The sequence below is a fragment of the Streptomyces sp. NPDC033270 genome (assembly GCF_055576575.1).
In genome coordinates this window covers 55485-72627 of record NZ_JBVIRA010000028.1, presented here as the reverse complement: position 1 = coordinate 72627, position 17143 = coordinate 55485, and the positions used below count along the sequence as shown (strand labels likewise).

The 17143-nt window shown below is 73.6% G+C and carries 16 protein-coding genes; 10 read left to right on the top strand and 6 right to left on the bottom strand.

From position 1 onward, the window contains the following. The first annotated feature begins 45 nt into the window (after positions 1-45). From ACZ5XZ_RS31615 to ACZ5XZ_RS31605, 3 genes are all read left to right on the top strand, one after another. A complete protein-coding gene (locus ACZ5XZ_RS31615) occupies positions 46-1551 on the top strand; it encodes an aromatic amino acid ammonia-lyase (protein WP_468984251.1) in 1506 nt (501 codons plus the stop codon). 197 nt (positions 1552-1748) lie between these two features. Then, positions 1749-2726, top strand: coding sequence for a MurR/RpiR family transcriptional regulator (locus ACZ5XZ_RS31610; protein WP_468984250.1), 978 nt, complete (start codon positions 1749-1751; stop codon positions 2724-2726). A gap of 198 nt (positions 2727-2924) precedes the next feature. Further along, entirely contained in the window at positions 2925-3539 is a 615-nt protein-coding gene (locus ACZ5XZ_RS31605; protein WP_468984248.1) for a hypothetical protein, read from the top strand. Between the two features lie 61 nt (positions 3540-3600). On the opposite strand, the gene ACZ5XZ_RS31600 is transcribed toward ACZ5XZ_RS31605, so the two are convergent. From ACZ5XZ_RS31600 to ACZ5XZ_RS31580, 5 genes are all read right to left on the bottom strand, one after another. After that, positions 3601-4935 (bottom strand): type III PLP-dependent enzyme domain-containing protein, encoded by a 1335-nt coding sequence (locus ACZ5XZ_RS31600; protein WP_468984246.1) that lies wholly within the window; start codon positions 4933-4935, stop codon positions 3601-3603. Between the two features lie 119 nt (positions 4936-5054). Beyond that, positions 5055-6044: an ABC transporter permease gene (locus ACZ5XZ_RS31595; protein WP_468984244.1), complete on the bottom strand. Its 990-nt coding sequence runs from the start codon at positions 6042-6044 to the stop codon at positions 5055-5057. 29 nt (positions 6045-6073) lie between these two features. Then, entirely contained in the window at positions 6074-7045 is a 972-nt protein-coding gene (locus tag ACZ5XZ_RS31590; RefSeq protein WP_468984242.1) for an ABC transporter ATP-binding protein, read from the bottom strand. Then, positions 7042-7428 carry a transcriptional regulator gene (locus tag ACZ5XZ_RS31585; RefSeq protein WP_468984239.1) on the bottom strand — a complete coding sequence of 129 codons (387 nt, stop codon included), beginning with the start codon at positions 7426-7428 and terminating at the stop codon, positions 7042-7044. The genes ACZ5XZ_RS31590 and ACZ5XZ_RS31585 overlap by 4 nt, the downstream gene beginning before the upstream one ends. After that, a complete protein-coding gene (locus tag ACZ5XZ_RS31580) occupies positions 7425-7931 on the bottom strand; it encodes a hypothetical protein (protein WP_468984237.1) in 507 nt (168 codons plus the stop codon). The genes ACZ5XZ_RS31585 and ACZ5XZ_RS31580 overlap by 4 nt, the downstream gene beginning before the upstream one ends. Positions 7932-8231: 300 nt before the next feature. On the opposite strand from ACZ5XZ_RS31580, the gene hutU reads away from it, so the two are divergent. The 4 genes from hutU to hutI are packed head-to-tail and all read left to right on the top strand — an operon-like array spanning position 8232 to position 13700. Then, entirely contained in the window at positions 8232-9902 is a 1671-nt protein-coding gene (gene hutU / locus ACZ5XZ_RS31575) for a urocanate hydratase (RefSeq protein ID WP_468984235.1), read from the top strand. 17 nt (positions 9903-9919) lie between these two features. Beyond that, positions 9920-11137, top strand: a complete 1218-nt coding sequence (locus tag ACZ5XZ_RS31570; protein WP_468984352.1) for an allantoate amidohydrolase — start codon at positions 9920-9922, stop codon at positions 11135-11137. After that, positions 11128-12501 carry a formimidoylglutamate deiminase gene (locus ACZ5XZ_RS31565; RefSeq protein ID WP_468984232.1) on the top strand — a complete coding sequence of 458 codons (1374 nt, stop codon included), beginning with the start codon at positions 11128-11130 and terminating at the stop codon, positions 12499-12501. The genes ACZ5XZ_RS31570 and ACZ5XZ_RS31565 overlap by 10 nt, the downstream gene beginning before the upstream one ends. A 17-nt stretch (positions 12502-12518) precedes the next feature. Continuing rightward, positions 12519-13700, top strand: a complete 1182-nt coding sequence (hutI, locus tag ACZ5XZ_RS31560) for an imidazolonepropionase (protein WP_468984230.1) — start codon at positions 12519-12521, stop codon at positions 13698-13700. Between the two features lie 222 nt (positions 13701-13922). Here the strand turns inward: hutI and ACZ5XZ_RS31555 are convergent, their stop codons facing one another. Further along, complete coding sequence (locus ACZ5XZ_RS31555; RefSeq protein ID WP_468984349.1) at positions 13923-14735, bottom strand: RNA polymerase sigma factor SigF; 813 nt, start codon at positions 14733-14735, stop codon at positions 13923-13925. Positions 14736-15123: 388 nt separating this feature from the next. Between ACZ5XZ_RS31555 and ACZ5XZ_RS31550 the strand changes: the two genes are divergently transcribed. From ACZ5XZ_RS31550 to ACZ5XZ_RS31540, 3 genes are all read left to right on the top strand, one after another. Next, positions 15124-15492: an STAS domain-containing protein gene (locus ACZ5XZ_RS31550; protein WP_468984228.1), complete on the top strand. Its 369-nt coding sequence runs from the start codon at positions 15124-15126 to the stop codon at positions 15490-15492. Positions 15493-15666: 174 nt separating this feature from the next. Next, positions 15667-16167, top strand: a complete 501-nt coding sequence (locus ACZ5XZ_RS31545; RefSeq protein WP_384433139.1) for an ATP-binding protein — start codon at positions 15667-15669, stop codon at positions 16165-16167. A 263-nt stretch (positions 16168-16430) separates the two neighbouring features. Beyond that, the gene (locus tag ACZ5XZ_RS31540) at positions 16431-17138 is read left to right on the top strand and encodes an LPXTG cell wall anchor domain-containing protein (RefSeq protein WP_468984225.1); all 708 of its coding nucleotides are present in this window, start codon (positions 16431-16433) and stop codon (positions 17136-17138) included. Positions 17139-17143 lie beyond the last annotated feature (5 nt).

The window sequence follows — 17143 nt, the reverse complement described above, 5'->3', positions numbered from 1 at the left end:
TCGGTCCCCGCGCCGGGCCCGCGCCCGCGCCGCTACAAGAGGGAGTTGAGCCCCTTGCTTCCCCGCCTGCCGGACAACGGCCGACGAGCCGGGACGCTTGTCGCACTCGACGGCACCGGTCTGCACACCGCCGATATCGCCGCTCTCGCGGAGCGCACCGCGCGCCCCGCCCCGCCCGACCCCAAGGCCCTCGCCCGCGCCGCGGAATCCTGGGCCACCGCCCGCCGCCTGGCCGCGACCGGACGGGTCTACGGCCGCAGCACCGGTGTCGGCGCCAACCGCACGGAAGACGTGGGAGCCGCCGACGCCGCACACGGACTCCGGCTGCTGCGCAGCCACGCCGGCGCCATCGGCGACCCGCTGCCCGCCCGCGAGGTCCGCGCTATGCTCGCCGTCCGCGCCAACCAGCTGCTGGCGGGCGGCGCCGGCCTCAACCCCGCCGTCATCACCGCGCTCCTGGCCGCGCTGGACTCCGGCGCCCACCCCGTCGTCAACGAACACGGCGCGGTCGGCACCGGCGACCTGGCCGCGCTCGCCCAGACCGGCCTCGCGCTGGCCGGCGAACACCCCTGGCACTGCACGCCCGGAGCCGGGCCCCCGGCCCCCGTCGCCCTGGACAACAACGACGCCCTCGCGCTGATCAGCAGCAACGCCCTCACCCTCGGCCAGTCCGCGCTGGCCCTGGACGAAATGCGCCGGCTGCTGGCCGCCGCGCTCCCCGTCGCCGCGCTCTCCCTCCTGGCCGTCGGCGGCTCCCACGAGCCCTTCGCCGAGCCGGTCATGCTCGCCCGCCCGCACCCCGGCTCCGCGGCCGCCGCCGCCCGGATGCGCATCCTGTCCGGCATCCCGGTCCGCCCCACGGCGCCCCTCGGCCGCATCCAGGACCCGTACGGCTTCCGCTGCATCCCGCAGATCCACGGCCCCGCGCTGGACGCCGCCGACACCCTGGAGGCGGTGCTGACCGTCGAAGTGAACGCCGCCGCCGAAAACCCGCTGATCAGCATCGAGGACCAGGCCGCCTACCACCACGGCAACTTCTACGCCGCACACGCCGCGCTCGCCCTGGACACCTTCCGGCTCGCCGTCCTGCAGACCGCCCGGCTGTCCACCGCCCGCCTCGCCGCGCTCTCCGAACCGGACCTCACCCGGCTGCGGCCCTTCCTGGGCGACACCGCCCCGGCGAGCTCCGGCGTCATGATCCTCGAATACGCGGCGGGCGCCGCCCTCGGCGAGATGCGCGCCGTCTCCCATCCGGCCTCGCTCGGCCACGCCGTGCTCTCCCGCGGCGTCGAGGAACAAGCCAGCTTCGCCTCGCTGGGCGCCCGCCAGACGCTGCGCGCGTGCACGTACTACCGCCAGGTGCTGGCCTGTGAACTGGTGGCCGCCCTGCGCGCCCTGCGCATGCGCTCCCTCGAACCCGAGCCCGCACTGCCCCTGGCCACGGCCTACGCTCTCGCGGCGGACGCCCTCGACCCCCGGATGGAGGACCGCCCGCTGACGGACGACGTGGCGGTGGCGGCGGGGCTGCTGGACGCGCTGGCACAGGTGTGAGGGGCGCCCGGACGCGGCCCCGGGCGGCTCGGGCCGATCCGGGCGCGGGGGAGCGCCCCTCCGGGCCTCCGCGCGCCGGGACGAACGGCCGACCACGGCCGGATCCCGACGCGTACCGCGGCCCGGTGTGCGCAAGAAATTCCGTACAGTCGGTCGACACAGGACAAGGCCCCCGACCGGGCCGGGAAGAAGAGGCGATGAGCGGGGACGGGGACAACGCCGGCGGCACCGGCGGCGTGGCCGGGAGCCGGCCGGCCGGCACGAGGACCGAGCGGGAGCCGGCCGGGGCGGCACCGGCCGGGCAGGCGCGGCCCGGCGAGGCCGGCGCCGCCGAGAGCGCGGACACCGGCACCGCCGCCCGCCTCCAGAAGCTCTTCGAGGGCCACCGGCTGACCCCCACCCAGCGCCGGATCGCCCACTGCATGGTGCGCCGGGCCGCCGACGCGCCCTTCCTCTCCAGCGTCGAACTGGCCGAACTGGCCGGCGTCAGCCAGCCGTCGGTCACCCGCTTCGCCGTCGCCCTCGGCTTCGACGGCTATCCGGCGCTCCGCCGCCATCTGCGCGAGGTCGCCCCCACCGGCAAGCCCGGCGGCGACGGCTCCGCCAACGAGTACCAGCAGGCCGTCGAGGCGGAGATCGACAACCTCCGTCAGCTGGCCGCCGCCCTCGCCGACCCGTCGCCGGTGATCGAGGCCGGCCGGCTGTTCGCCGCCTCCCGCCCGCTGCCCGTCCTCGGCCTGCGCGCCGCCACCGCCCAGGCCGCCGGCTTCGGCTACTTCGCCCGCAAGGTCCACCCCGACGTCCGCCTGCTGGACGAGGGCGGCACCATGCTCACCGACCGCATCGACGCCGCCGTACGCGCCGGCGCGAGCGCCCTGCTCTGCTTCGCCCTGCCCCGCCACCCCCGCGAGGTCCTCGACGCCCTCGCCTACGCCCGCGAGGCCGGCCTGACCGTCGTCACCGTCGCCGACAGCGCCTTCGCCCCGGTCGCCCACCACACCGACCTGCTGCTGCCGGCCCCCGTCGGCACCGGCCTGGCCTTCGACACCGCCTGCGCCCCCATGCTCCTGGGCCGGGTCCTGCTGGAGGCGATGTGCGACGCCCTCCCGGACGCCCAGGCCCGCCTGGAGGAGTTCGACGCGAAGGCGGCGGCGCGGGGGCTGTTCGTGGAGTGAGGGCCGGGGCGGGCGCAGGGCCGCGGGCCGCGCTCCGTCTCAGGAAATCCTCATCCGGGCCGGCTACGCTCCGGCGCCCGTAGCGGTGTGTGCCGCCGGGCGTGCCGGCCTACGGGCACGCCGACGACGCGAGGAGCGTTCGCCGGCGTACGGGCACGGCCGGGCGGCCGGATGGTCTTCTGGGCGAGGAGGTCTGTCGTGGGGCGCGGGGCGGATGCGCTGGCGCGGGTCGCGGTGGTGGTACGGGCGCCGGCCGGCTGGTTGTGGTGGCCGGGGCTGCTGGCCGCGGGGATCGGCGCGCTGGTGCCGGGGCTGACCGGGCGGACGATCGGGCTGCTGGCGGGGGCGGGGCTGTTCGTGATCGCGGCGTTCGGGGTGTTCGGGGTGCGCCGCGGACGGTATGCGGCGCTGGCGCGCGGGGCGTCGCGTGCGGGGAAGGCCGTCATCCTGCAGGACCGTTCGGTCACCATCCGGGTCTGGCGGCGGGCGCACCGCTGGTGGGTGCTGCTGGCCTTCCTGGTGGCGGTCGGCTCGTCCTTCGCCCTGCCGGCGGCCGGCGGTCTGCTGATGGCCGGGGCGGCGCTCGGGCTGTGGGCCAAGGCGGCGTGGCTGGGCCACTGGGAGCGGGAGCACGACGCGCTGCTGTGGGTGCGTACGGAATCCGCCCGGCGGGGCGGCGCCGCGGGCAAGGAGGTCGGCGGGTACGCGCTGACCGGGCCGGCGGCCGGCGACGCCCGAGCCGGGGGCGCGCGGGCGACAGACGCGCGAGGCGGGGCGGCGCGGGCGGCGCGGGCGGCGCGAGCCGGCCGCTGAGGAAGGGCGCGGCTCCAGGCGGCTCGCTCTCCCGATGCCGGCTATGCCCTCCCGATGCCGCCTACGCCCTCCCGAGGTCGCGCAGCGCCTCCGTGTGCCCGCCGCCGCTCTCCGCCGTGAGCTCCGCCAGCGTCTGCGGGGTGCGGATGGTCGCGAACCGTACGGTGCCGCCCGGGGCGGCCGCATAGCCGTAGATCCCCGGGCGGGGCAGGGAGTTGTAGGCGAAGTGGGTGGAGAAGTAGTACGCGCCGGTGTCCAGGAGGGCGGCGTGGTCGCCGGACTCCAGCAGGGGCAGCGGGCGGTTCTCGGCGACCAGGTCGCCCGCGAAGCAGCACGGCCCCGCGATGTCCTGCGCGACCGGCTCGCCCGTCTTGGGGTGGCCCGCACCGTCGTACGCCGCGACCCTGAGCGGCCAGGCCTCGGGCACGAAGACCGTGCGGGTGGCGACCTGGGCGCCGGCGTGGGTGACCGCGATGGGGCGGCCGCCCGCCGACTTGGCGTACTCGACGCGGGCGAGCACCGTGCCGTGCTTGGCCAGCAGCGAGCGGCCGAACTCGGTGACCAGGCCGTAGCGGCCGGACAGCAGCCCGGGGACGGCCGAGTGCAGCAGCGCGACGTACTCGCGGTAGGTCGGGGTGGTGGTGTCCGAGGAGAAGTTGACCGGCAGGCCGCCACCGATGTCGAGGGTGTCGACCTGGCGCCGGCCGGCCCGGTCGTTGATCTCCTCGGCGAGCCTGTACAGGCTCCGCACGCCCGCCGCCATCAGCTCCAGCGGCATGCCCTGGGAGCCGACGTGGGCGTGCAGCCGGGTCAGCCACGGGCGGGCGAGGAAGGCGCGTACGACCCAGTCGCGGGCGCCCTCGTCGCGCAGCGCCACCCCGAACTTCGAGGTGTCGGTGGCGGTGCTCATCGCCCCGATGCTGCCGCCCCCGATCTGGGGATTGACCCGCAGGCCGATGGGGGCGGTGCCCGGCGCTGCGGCCATCAGCCCGTCGATACGGGCCAGTTCCTCGGGGTTGTCGGCGTTGACGGCGATCCCCAGGGCCAGCGCCTCGCGCAGCTCGGCGGGGGTCTTGGCGGGCGAGTCCAGGACCGTGCGCGCGGCCGGTACCCCGGCGGCGCGGGCCAGCGCCAGCTCACCGGGGCTGGCCACCTCGCAGCCGAGCCCTTCCTGTGCGAGCAGCCGCAGCACGGGCACGAGTGAGGCGGCCTTCACCGCGAACGCATGCAGTACCGGAGTGCCGGGCGCGGTGAACTCCGCGAACGCGGCGCGGAGTTCCGCCGCCGACCGGCGAATCCCGCCCACGTCCAGGAGCCCGGCCACGGGCTCGTCCGCCCCCACCAGGCCCCGCGCAACGGCTGCCGCTACGGCACGGTCTCGGTCCGTGAAGCTCATACCCCAAGTCCATCACCGGCCGGGCCCGCACGCCATCACCTACCGGCCTACGGCGGGGCACGCCACCACACTTACCGCCACCTGCCGCCCGCTGTGCACGGCCGGCGGACGCCGCACCGTCAGGCGGGGCGGGCGCCGCTCAGGCTCGCCTTGCGGTGGCGCTCGCTGAGGCGGGAGCCCGATTCGCGGCGGGCGGCACGGCGCAGGAGCGGTACGGCGAGGAGGAAGCCCACCACCGCCCAGGCGGCCAGGACGAGGGCGACCGTGGGCAGCTCCCAGGAGCCGGCCGGTTCCGCGGCGCGTGCGGCGTCCGGCAGGAGCGCCGAGCGCAGGCCCTGCGCCATCCACTTGAGCGGGAAGACCGAAGCGATCTTCTGGACCAGCACCGGCATCGAGGTGATCGGGAACATCGCGCCCGAGGTGACCAGCAGCCCCATCGCGGGCAGCATGATCAGTGCGAGCGCCTCGCGCGGGTTGGGCAGCACGGCGCCTATGGCGGCGCCGAGCGGTACGACGGCGAGCAGCCCCAGCGCGGTGACCCACAGCAGCGTCAGCCAGCCGCCGGCGCCGTGCGGCAGCGGCCCGTCCACCAGCAGCGCGGCGGCCGTCAGGAGGACCACCAGCGTGCCGAGGGCCATGGCGACCACCAGCAGCGACTTGGCGACGAGGTAGGCCGGTATGCCGCCGGGTGTGGCGCGCAGCCGCAGCAGGGCGCCCTCCTCCCGCTCGGTGACCAGGATCTGCGGGAGGTTGACCAGCCCGATCTGGAACAGCAGATACGCGGCGAAGCCGGCGAGCGTCAGATGCGCCATCGGGATGCGCGTACCGGGCACGTCGTCGCTGATGAAGCCGGCGAGCGCCAGCGCGACGACGACGTTGACCAGATGGCCGGTCATCTCCTTGGGGTTGCGCAGGAGATGGCGCAGCTCGATCCCGCCGCGCAGGAGGCCGGCCCGCCAGTAGCGGCGGCGGGGGGAGGGCCTTTTCCCGGTGGGCGTCCCGGCACCTGGCCCGTTGCTCGCGGCGGACGGGCCGGTGCCGGCTGTGGCGGTCCTGCCGGCGCCGCCCGCCGGCTCGATGGTGGCGGCCGTGTGCGGTGCTGCTGTCACTTTCTCTCCCCCTGTCGATCGCGAGCCGCTCATGCGGCCCGCAGTTCCCCGTCCGCGGCCCCGCCCGCAGTCCCGTCCGCGGCGCCGGCGTCGGCCGTGTCGTCGCGGTGCACCATGTGCAGATAGGTGTCCTCCAGAGTGGGGCGGCGGACCTCCAGATCGGCGATCGGTCCGCCGGTGTCGCGGTGGAGCTCCCACACCAGCCGGGACGGGTCCTCGGTGCGCTCACGGCGGGCCGTGCCGTCGGGCGCCGTCCAGCGGACCTCGGCCTGGGCGGCGGCCCGCCGGGCCAGCTCCGGCGGGGTGCCGCAGGCCCGGACCCGGCCGTTGACCAGCATGGCTATCCGGTCGGCCAGTCGCTCGGCCTCCGCCAGATCGTGGGTGGTGAGCAGAATCGTGACGCCCTCGTCGCGGGCGAGCCGCTCCACCAGGTCGTGGAAGTCGCGACGCGCCTTGGGGTCGAAGCCGGTGGTCGGCTCGTCCAGGAAGAGGAGCTCGGGACGGCCGACGACGGCCAGCGCCACGTCCAGCCGGCGGCGCTGGCCGCCGGACAGCCGCTCGACCTGCTGACCGGCCTGTTCCGTGAGGCCCACCAGGGCCAGCAGTTCGGCCGGGTCGCGCGGGTGCGGGTAGTACGAGGCGAAGTGCGTCAGCAGCTCGGCGACCTGCCAGCGGCGGTGATCGCGCCAGGACTGCAGGACGAGGCCGATCCGGCCCCGCCAGGCGTCGTCGCCGCGCGCCGGGTCCGTGCCCAGGACGCCGACCTGCCCACCGGAGCGCTGCCGGAAGCCCTCCAGGATCTCGACGGTGGTGGTCTTGCCGGCGCCGTTGGGGCCGAGCAGCGCGAAGATCTCGCCGCGGTGGATCTCCAGATCGACGCCGTGCAGCACGTCGGTGCCGCCGTACGCCATCCGCAAGTCGCTTACCTGGATGACGGGTTGGGCGGTCGGCGGCGGCGCGCTCGGTGTCGGTCCTGCCGGCAGCTGCTCGGTCGTCGTCATCGGCCCGCCTCCACGTGGTGCTGATGATGCCGGGGGTCCGAGGTCTCGCCCGCGGCGGATGGTGTCGAAGGGGTGGGTGTCGTCGCGGGTCCCGCGCCCTCGACGATCGCGCGGAGCGCGGCCACATGGCCCTCGAAGGCGCTGCGGCCGCGGCCCGTCAACCGCACCTTGGTGCGGCGTTTGCGGCCGCCGCCCTCCTTGCGGATCTCCAGATATCCGGCCTCTTCCAGCGTGTGCAGCTGCTTGGAGAGCGCGGAGTCGCTGAGCGAGAGGCTGTCGCGGATGAAGGGGAAGTCGGCCCATTCCGTGGCGGCGAGCAGTGCGACCACCGACAGCCGGGTGGAGGGGTGGATCAGTTCGTCGAAGCCGCTCGGGGTGCTCATCGGCTCACCTCCTCATGGGTGGCTCTCGCGCCGTGGTCGCGCAGCGCGCCGACCGCCCAGCGGTTGGCCGGTCCGACGAGCAGCACGAACGCGGCGGCCGAGACGGTGGCCTGGATGACATTGCCGAGCGGCAGCGTCAGCGACTCGACGACATAGCCCGAAAGCAGGATCGTCGCGAGGGTCACCGCCCCGCCCGCGAAGAAGGTGGCGAGCGAGCGCCAGCTGTGGCGCGAGCGGTGCAGCTGCAGCCTGCTGCGTCGGTTGTGGAGCACGCCGAGGCTGCTGACCAGGACGACGTACGCGGCGAGCACCAGCCAGAAGGCCCAGTCGGGGAGGTCGATTCCCCAGCTCGCGATGAAGATCCACATGATCGCGGCGATGGTGTACGTCGACTTGGCGTCGCCCTGCGCGCTTCTTTCGACCTCGTCGTACACCCGCTCCTGCGGCACCCGGATGCGCTGCAGATCCTGCCAGGCCCGTTCCGCATCGACCTGTGTGCTCATGGTCATCGCCTCCCCAAGGCGCTCCGGACCGTTGCCGGACGGTCCCCCGTTACCAGGCCCTGACCCATCGGACGGGCCCCGGACCGTTTACTTGCCTAGTGGGAAAGTTACCGCAGACTTTCCCGGCGGGCAAGTCGAATCTTCGGTGCCCGGCCGCGTCGGGGTGATGGGTCTTCGCGAGGCGCCGGCCGGTTCGCGACGCTCCCGGCGGGAGGTTCGCCGTGCCCTGTTGACTAGCACTATTCAGCCGGGCCAGTATGTGAATAGCTCAATCCATTCGATGTCAGGGAGGCACGGCCCATGTCGGGACCGCGACCCGTGCGGGCACCGCGCGGTACGGAGCTGAGTGCTCGGGGATGGCAGCAGGAAGCCGCGCTGCGCATGCTGCAGAACAACCTCGATCCGGAGGTGGCCGAACACCCGGACCAGCTCGTCGTCTACGGCGGCACGGGCAAGGCCGCCCGCGACTGGCGCTCCTTCGACGCGATGGTGCGCACCCTCACCACGCTCAAGCAGGACGAGACGATGCTCGTCCAGTCCGGCAAGCCGGTCGGTGTGATGCAGACCCACGAATGGGCGCCGCGCGTACTGATCGCCAACTCCAACCTCGTGGGCGACTGGGCCAACTGGGAGGAGTTCCGCCGTCTGGAGGCCCTCGGCCTGACCATGTACGGGCAGATGACGGCCGGCTCCTGGATCTACATCGGGACGCAGGGCATCCTGCAGGGGACGTACGAGACGTTCGCCGCCGTCGCGGCGAAGAAGTTCGGCGGCACGCTGGCCGGGACGATCACGCTCACCGCCGGGCTCGGCGGCATGGGCGGCGCCCAGCCGCTCGCCGTCACGATGAACGACGGCGTCGCCCTGTGCATCGACTGCGACCCGCGCGCCATCGAGCGCCGGATCGAGCACCGCTACCTGGACGTGCGCGCGGACAACCTCCAGCACGCGCTCCAGCTCGCCGTCGAGGCCCGCGACCAGCGCAAGCCGCTGTCCATCGGACTGCTCGGCAACGCCGCGGACCTGCTGCCGCAGATGCTCGCCGAGGGCGCGCCGATCGACATCGTCACCGACCAGACCAGCGCCCACGACCCGCTGTCCTACCTGCCGGTCGGCGTCGACTTCGCCGACATGGCCGACTACGCCGCCAAGGACCCGGCCGGCTTCACCACCCGCGCCCGTGAGTCCATGGCCCGGCACGTCGAGGCGATGGTCGGCTTCATGGACGCCGGTGCCGAGGTCTTCGACTACGGCAACTCCATCCGCGGCGAGGCCCAACTCGCGGGATACCAGCGGGCCTTCGCCTTCCCCGGCTTCGTGCCCGCCTACATCCGGCCGCTGTTCGCCGAGGGCAAGGGGCCGTTCCGCTGGGCGGCGCTGTCCGGCGACGCGCGGGACATCGCGGCCACCGACAAGGCGATCCTCGACCTGTTCCCGGAGAACGAGTCGCTGGCCCGGTGGATCAAGATGGCCGGGGAGCGGGTCCACTTCCAGGGCCTGCCCGCACGGATCTGCTGGCTCGGCTACGGCGAGCGGGACAAGGCCGGCGAGCGGTTCAACGAGATGGTCGCCGACGGCACGCTGCGGGCCCCGCTGGCCATCGGCCGCGACCACCTCGACTGCGGCTCCGTCGCCTCGCCGTACCGCGAGACCGAGGCGATGAAGGACGGCTCGGACGCGATCGCCGACTGGCCGCTGCTCAACGCCATGGTCAATGTCGCCTCCGGCGCCTCCTGGGTCTCGCTGCACCACGGCGGCGGCGTCGGCATGGGCCGCTCCATCCACGCGGGCCAGGTGACCGTCGCCGACGGCACGGCGCTGGCCGGCGAGAAGATCCGCCGGGTGCTGACCAACGACCCGGGCATGGGCGTCATCCGGCATGTCGACGCGGGCTACGAGCGCGCCGACGAGGTGGCCGCCGAGCGCGGCGTCCGCATCCCGATGCGCGAGGGCGAAGGCGAGGGCGCGTGACCGCCTCGTTCCACGAGATGTGGCAGGAGTTGCGGCCGATCGGCCGCAACTCCTCCTCCGGGGGCTACCGCCGCTACGCCTGGACCGGCGCCGACGCCGACTGCCGGGCGTGGTTCCGGGCCCAGGCCGAGGCCCGCGGCCTGGCCTACGAACTGGACCGCAACGGCAACCAGTGGGCCTGGCTCGGTGCCACCGGCTACCAGGACGTGGCCCCCGGCGACGCCGTCGTCACCGGCTCCCACCTGGACTCCGTACCGGACGGCGGCGCCTTCGACGGCCCCCTCGGCGTGGTCTCCTCCTTCGCCGCGCTCGACGAACTGCGCAGCAGGGGAGCGGAGCCGGGCAAGCCGCTGGCGATCGTCAACTTCGGCGACGAGGAGGGCGCCCGCTTCGGTCTGGCCTGCGTCGGCTCCCGGCTCGCCGCCGGTGCGCTGACCGCCGAGGCCGCGCACCAGCTGCGCGACGGGGACGGCACCACCCTCCCGCAGGCCATGGAGCGCGCCGGATACGACCCCGACGCGATCGGCCCGGACCCCGAACGGCTCGCCAGGATCGGCGCGTTCGTCGAACTCCACGTCGAGCAGGGCCGTGCGCTGGACCTGTCGGACGACCCGGTCGGCATCGCCTCCGCCATCTGGCCGCACGGCCGCTGGCGCTTCGACTTCCACGGCGAGGCCAACCACGCCGGCACCACCCGCCTCGACGACCGCCGCGACCCGATGCTCAGCTACGCCGCGACCGTGCTCGCCGCCCGCGAGCAGGCCCGGCTGGCCGGCGCCCTGGCCACCTTCGGGAAGATCAGCGTGGAGCCGAACGGCGTCAACGCCATCCCCTCCCTCGTCCGCGGCTGGCTGGACTCCCGCGCCCCCGACCAGGACACCCTGGACACCGTGATCCACGGGATCGAGCAGGCGGCCGCCGAGCGCGCCGCACGCGACGGCGTGGACCTGACCGTCGTGCGCGAATCCTTCACCCCCGTCGTGGAGTTCCAGCACGCCCTTCGGGACGAGCTGAGCGCGATACTCGGCAAGACGCAGGGGCGCACCGTGCCCGTCCTGGGCACCGGCGCCGGGCACGACGCCGGCATTTTGTCCGGCACCGTCCCCACGGCCATGCTGTTCGTCCGCAACCCCACCGGCGTCTCGCACTCACCGGCCGAAGCGGCGGAGGAGGACGACTGCGTCGCCGGGGTCACCGCACTCGCCGACGTACTGGAGGGGCTGGCATGCCACTGACGCCGCAGGCAGCACCGACGCAGGCAACAACCACGAGCTACTGGCTCGAACACGCCTGGCTCGGCACGCACGTCGAGCCGGGTGTGACCGTGGACGTCGCGGACGGGCGGATCACGGCCGTGCGCGAGGGGATCGACGCCCCGCCGCCCGGCGCCGTCGCGCTGCGCGGCTTGACCATCCCCGGCCTGGCCAACGCCCACTCGCACGCCTTCCACCGCGCGCTGCGCGGCACCGTCCAGGTCGGCGCGGGCACCTTCTGGACCTGGCGCGAGGTGATGTACGGCGTCGCCGACCGGCTCACCCCCGACACCTACTTCGCCCTCGCCCGCGCCGTCTACGCCGAGATGGCGCTGGCCGGCATCGCCTGCGTCGGCGAATTCCACTACCTCCACCACGCGCCCGGCGGCACCCGCTACAGCGACCCCAACGCGATGGGCGAGGCGCTGATCGCGGCCGCGGCCGACGCCGGTATCCGCATCACCCTGCTCGACACCGCCTACCTCTCGGCCGGCTTCGGCGCCCCGCCCAACCGGCACCAGCTGCGCTTCTCCGACGGCACCGCCGACCAATGGGCGCAGCGCGCCGACGCCCTCAAGGACGGCCGCGAGCACGCCCGCATCGGCGCCGCCATCCACTCCGTACGCGCCGTCCCCGCCGAGCAGTTGGGCACCGTCGCGGACTGGGCCCGCGAGCGGCAGGCGCCCCTGCACGTCCACCTCTCCGAGCAGACCGCCGAGAACGACGCCTGCCTGGAGGCCCACGGCCGCACCCCCACCCAGCTGCTGTCCGACCACGGCGCGCTGGGCCGCCGCACCACCGCCGTGCACGCCACCCACCTCACCGGCGAGGACATCGGGCTGCTCGGCGACTCCACCACCGGTGTGTGCATGTGCCCCACCACCGAACGCGATCTGGCCGACGGCATCGGCCCGGCCGTCCGGCTCCAGGGCCGCGGCAGCCCACTGTCGCTCGGCAGCGACAGCCACGCCGTCATCGACCTGCTCGAAGAGGCCCGTGCCATGGAGCTCGACGAGCGGCTGCGCACCCGCACCCGCGGACACTGGACGGCCGCCGCCCTGCTGCGCGCCGCCACCGCCGACGGCCACGCCGCCCTGGGCTGGGACGACGCCGGCCGCATCGAGGCCGGCGCGCTCGCCGACCTCACCACGATCGCGCTGGACTCCGTACGCACCGCCGGACCACTGCCCCGGCTGGCCGCCGAGACGGCCGTATTCGCCGCCTCCGCGGCGGATGTGCGACACACCATCGTCGGCGGGCGGCAGATCGTCCGGGACGGTGTGCACACTCTTGTCCCCGACGTGCCCACAGCACTCGCAGAGTCCATCGCCGCCGTACGCGGCTGAAGGAGAACACCCCCGCGATGACGACGACCTCCGCGCCGACCACCGCCATCACCCACATCGCCCAGCTCGTCACCAACGACCCCTCCCTCGGCGAAGGCCCCCTCGGTCTGATCCAGGACGCGGCGGTCGTCATCGACGGCGACCGCATCGCCTGGGTCGGTACCTCCAGCAAAGCACCCGCCACTGACAACGCCGTCGACGCCGGCGGCCGGGCCGGCATCCCCGGCTTCGTGGACTCCCACTCGCACCTGGTCTTCGCGGGCGACCGCACCGCGGAGTTCAACGCCCGGATGTCCGGGCGCCCGTACTCCGCCGGCGGGATCCGCACGACCGTGGCGGCCACCCGCGCCGCCACCGACGAGGCCCTGCACGCCAACGTCGCCCGCTATCTGGCCGAGGCGCTCCGCCAGGGCACCACCACCCAGGAGACCAAGTCCGGTTACGGCCTCACCGTCGAGGACGAGGCCCGCGCGCTGCGCATCGCCGCCGAGCACACCGACGAGGTCACCTTCCTCGGCGCCCACATCGTCTCCCCGGACTACGCCGACGACCCGGCCGGCTACGTCGACCTCGTCACCGGCCCGATGCTGGACGCCTGCGCCCCGCACGCCCGCTGGATCGACGTCTTCTGCGAGAAGGGCGCCTTCGACGGCGACCAGGCCCGCGCCGTCCTGACCGCCGGTCAGGCCAGGGGCCTGGCGGCGCGGGTACACGCCAACCAGCTCGGCCACGGCCCCGGCGTCCAGCTCGCTGTCGAACTGGGCGCCGCCTCCGCCGACCACTGCACCCACCTGAGCGACGCCGACATCGACGCCCTGGCCCAGTCCGACACCGTCGCCACCCTCCTGCCGGGCGCCGAGTTCTCCACCCGCGCCCAGTGGCCCGACGCCCGCCCGCTGCTCGACGCCGGCGCCACCGTCGCGCTGTCCACCGACTGCAACCCCGGCTCGTCCTTCACCAGTTCGATGCCCTTCTGCATCGCGCTGGCCGTCCGCGACATGGGGATGACACCCGACGAGGCGGTCTGGTCGGCCACCGCGGGCGGCGCCCGCGCCCTGCGCCGTACGGACGTCGGCCGGATCGCCCCCGGCGCCCGCGCCGACCTCGCCCTCCTGGACGCGCCCTCGCACGTCCACCTCGCCTACCGCCCGGGCGTCCCGCTCGTATCGGCCGTGTGGCACAAGGGAGTTCTGGTCTGACGGACCGTCCTGCGGGCCGTCGGAGGGCCGGTCGGGCGCCCGGCGGCCCGCGCGAGGGTGAGGCGGCGTCAGCCGTAAGGCGGCGTCAGCCGTAAGACGGTGTCAGGCGCCCCCACCCGGCCGAACAGCAAAGGAGGGCCCGCCCCCAGTAAGCCTCGGGGCAGGCCCTCTTCCGCGCGGGCTACTGCCGGCCGTGGTGGGCCGGCAGGGACCGCGGGTTGCTCACTCCTCGACCATCAGGCCCTTGCGGAGCCGCACGAGCGTGCGGGAGAGCAGACGGGAGACGTGCATCTGGGAGATGCCCAGCTCCTCGCCGATCTCGGACTGCGTCATATTGGCGACGAAGCGCAGCGAGAGGATCTTGCGGTCGCGCGGCGGGAGCTCGGCGATCAGCGGCTTGAGGGACTCGACGTACTCGATGCCCTCGAGGCCGTGGTCCTCGTAGCCGATGCGGTCCGCCAGGGCGCCTTCGCTGTCGTCCTCCTCGGGCTGGGCGTCCAGCGAGCTCGCGGTGTAGGCGTTGCTCGCGGCCATCCCCTCGACGACCTCGTCATTGGTGATGCCGAGGCGTGCGGCGAGTTCGTGCACCGTGGGGGCGCGGTCCAGCTTCTGCGCCAGTTCGTCGCCCGCCTTGGCCAGGTCCAGGCGCAGTTCCTGCAGACGCCTCGGTACGCGCACCGACCAGCTGGTGTCGCGGAAGAAGCGCTTGATCTCGCCGACGATGGTCGGCATCGCGAACGTCGGGAACTCGACGCCACGGCTGAGTTCGAACCGGTCGATCGCCTTGATCAGGCCGATCGTGCCGACCTGGACGATGTCCTCCATGGGCTCGCTGCGGGAGCGGAAGCGGGAGGCCGCGAACTTCACCAGGGCGAGGTTGAGCTCGACCAGGGTGTTGCGGACGTACGCGAATTCGTGGGTGCCTTCCTCAAGCGATTCGAGCCGCTCGAAGAGGGTTTTGGACAGAGCCCTCGCGTCCACCGGGCCCACCTCGTCGAACGGCGGGATCTCGGGCAGACCGTCGATCTCAGGCATTCCCGCCAGGTCTGATTCGGCAGGGTGCGACTGGGAAGGGATGTGCCCGGTCGGGTCGGACGGGGGTGTCGACGATGCGGGCTGCCGGTTGTCGTCGGTGCGCAATTCGTCGAGCCGGGGTGACATGGTCTCCTCCATCGTTCTCGGCATATGGCTGCCGATGCCTCTCCGTGATGTTGCGGTGTGCGGCGCCTCCAAAGCCGGCCGTTTCGAATGTGTCCTTACTACGCCTACCTGGGATTGCCTGAAGATGGCAAGTGCGTGTTGTCCGTATATTGGGCAATATGCGGATTGTTCGGCTACCAGCGGGCGTCAGGAAGGCGTAGGGTTCGACGAGCGCAGTCGTAGCAATCAGTCGTCGTCGAGACAGCAAAAGGGGTGCGCGCGCATGGACCGCGGGACGGTCGGCAGTGCGAGCCGGGGTCGGCTTCACGTCGAGATCCGCCATCACGGCGCCAGCGCGGTCGTGACGGTCGCGGGTGAGCTTGACCACCACACCGCCGAGCTGTTGCGTGAGTCACTCGAAGGTTGCGTGGACGACGGATACGCACGCCTGGTGGTGGATTGCTCACGCCTTGAGTTCATGGACTCCACCGGCCTCAACGTGCTGCTCGGTGCGCGCCTGAAAGCGGAGGCCGAAGGCGGCGGGGTCCACTTGGTCGAGATGCAGCCCGTGGTGGCCCGGGTCTTCGAGATCACCGGCGCGGAGGCGGTTTTCACGGTGCACGACTCCCTCGATGCGGCCCTGGCCGACTGACGTGGCATACGGCGCCCGGAATGATGCGTTCCGGGCGCGTAGTACGTGTCACAACTTCCGTACCCAACAAGTGGGTGTTCTCACGGTCCGGTCGGGCAGGAGACATCTGAATCCGTTGCAACCAGTCAGCTATCTGTTCTCCGTGAATAGGCGAATCGGTGAGGTGAAGCGCTGATGAGCACCACCCGGCCGTACCCGCCGGGCGATCTCGGCCCGGAGCCGGGCGGCGCCGGTGCCTCCGCCGCCGTTCCGTCCGCCGCGCCGGCGGGCCAGATCCGCCGGCTGCGCCTGGCGGGCACCCGAGGCGCCGTGGCACGAGGCCGTGACTTCGCCCGGCAGGCCCTGCACGACTGGGGCTGGCTGCCGGCCGCCAACGCCGATCAGCGCGCCGCCGCCGAGGACGTGCTGCTGGTCGTCTCGGAGCTGGTCACCAACGCCTGCCTGCACGCCGAAGGACCCGAGGAGCTGCGGCTGCGCTGCACCGCCAAGGTGCTGCGCCTGGAGGTCAGCGACCTCGGTGCGGGATCGCCGGCGCCGCGCAGCCCGCACCGTCCGGGCCGCCCCGGTGGCCACGGCATGTTCATCGTGCAGCGGCTCTGCCTGGACTGGGGCGTGGTGCGCAACGCCGACGGTGCCGGCAAGACCGTCTGGGCGGAGCTCGCCGCGCCGTCCTGACGGGCGGGCGGAACGGGCGGAGAGAGCCGAGCGCGGGCCTGCGGGCCCGCGCTCGCGTCGTCTGTGCCCCCGGTGCCCCTGCGGAGCGGGAGCGCCCGCGACCGTCGCCGCCGCGGCCGGATTTCCCCGCCGCCCTGGGGCCGTACGGATCGGGGCTGTGCATTGCCTTCCCTCGACAAGGTCCCCGGCGTACCTTGAGCGGCCAATCTGATGCGCCGTCAGAACGTCCGGCGGTGCGCCCACCGGGAGAAGGGGAACGGAAGGTGACCCGCTTCTACGAACAGCACGGCAGGCGTCCGCGCCGGGCGGCCGGCCTCGCCGTCGCGACGGCGATGGCGGCGGGGTCCGCGGTGATGCTCACCGCGCCGGCCGCCCACGCCGAGGTCGTCGACGTCGACTACCAGTGCAGGACACCGATCGGGAACAAGGGCGCGGTCTCGCCCATCGACATCAAGAGCACCCCCAGCGGCGGTGCGTACAAGCTGGTGATGTCCTTCGAGAAGGGCGTCTCCTCCAGCCCCGTGGAGCTGGGCAAGGGCGCGATGAAGCCGAGCGCGCTGATCAAGCTGGGCGGCGCGGAGAGCGGCACGGTGCCGGTCGCCGGGCCCCCGAACGACCAGCCGATACCGGCCAACACCCCCATCAAGATCAGTGACTTGAGCGGTACGTACACGCCCAAGGGCAGCGGCAAGGTCACCTTCACGGCCGCCACGCTCACCATCAAGGCGCTGGGCACCACCACCACCTGCACCCCCAGCAACAAGCCCGGTCCCTCGCTGACCCTCGACGTGAAGGGGTCCGGCGGCTCGGGCGGCAGCGGCGGCGCGGCCGCCGGCGGCTCCTCCGGCGGGCAGCTGCCGCAGACCGGGCCCGCGGACTCCGCGATCGCGCTGGGCGCCCTCGGCGGCACGGTGCTGCTGGCCGGCGCGGCCGGCGCGCTCTGGCTGACCCGCCGCCGGCAGCGGGCCTGACGCTC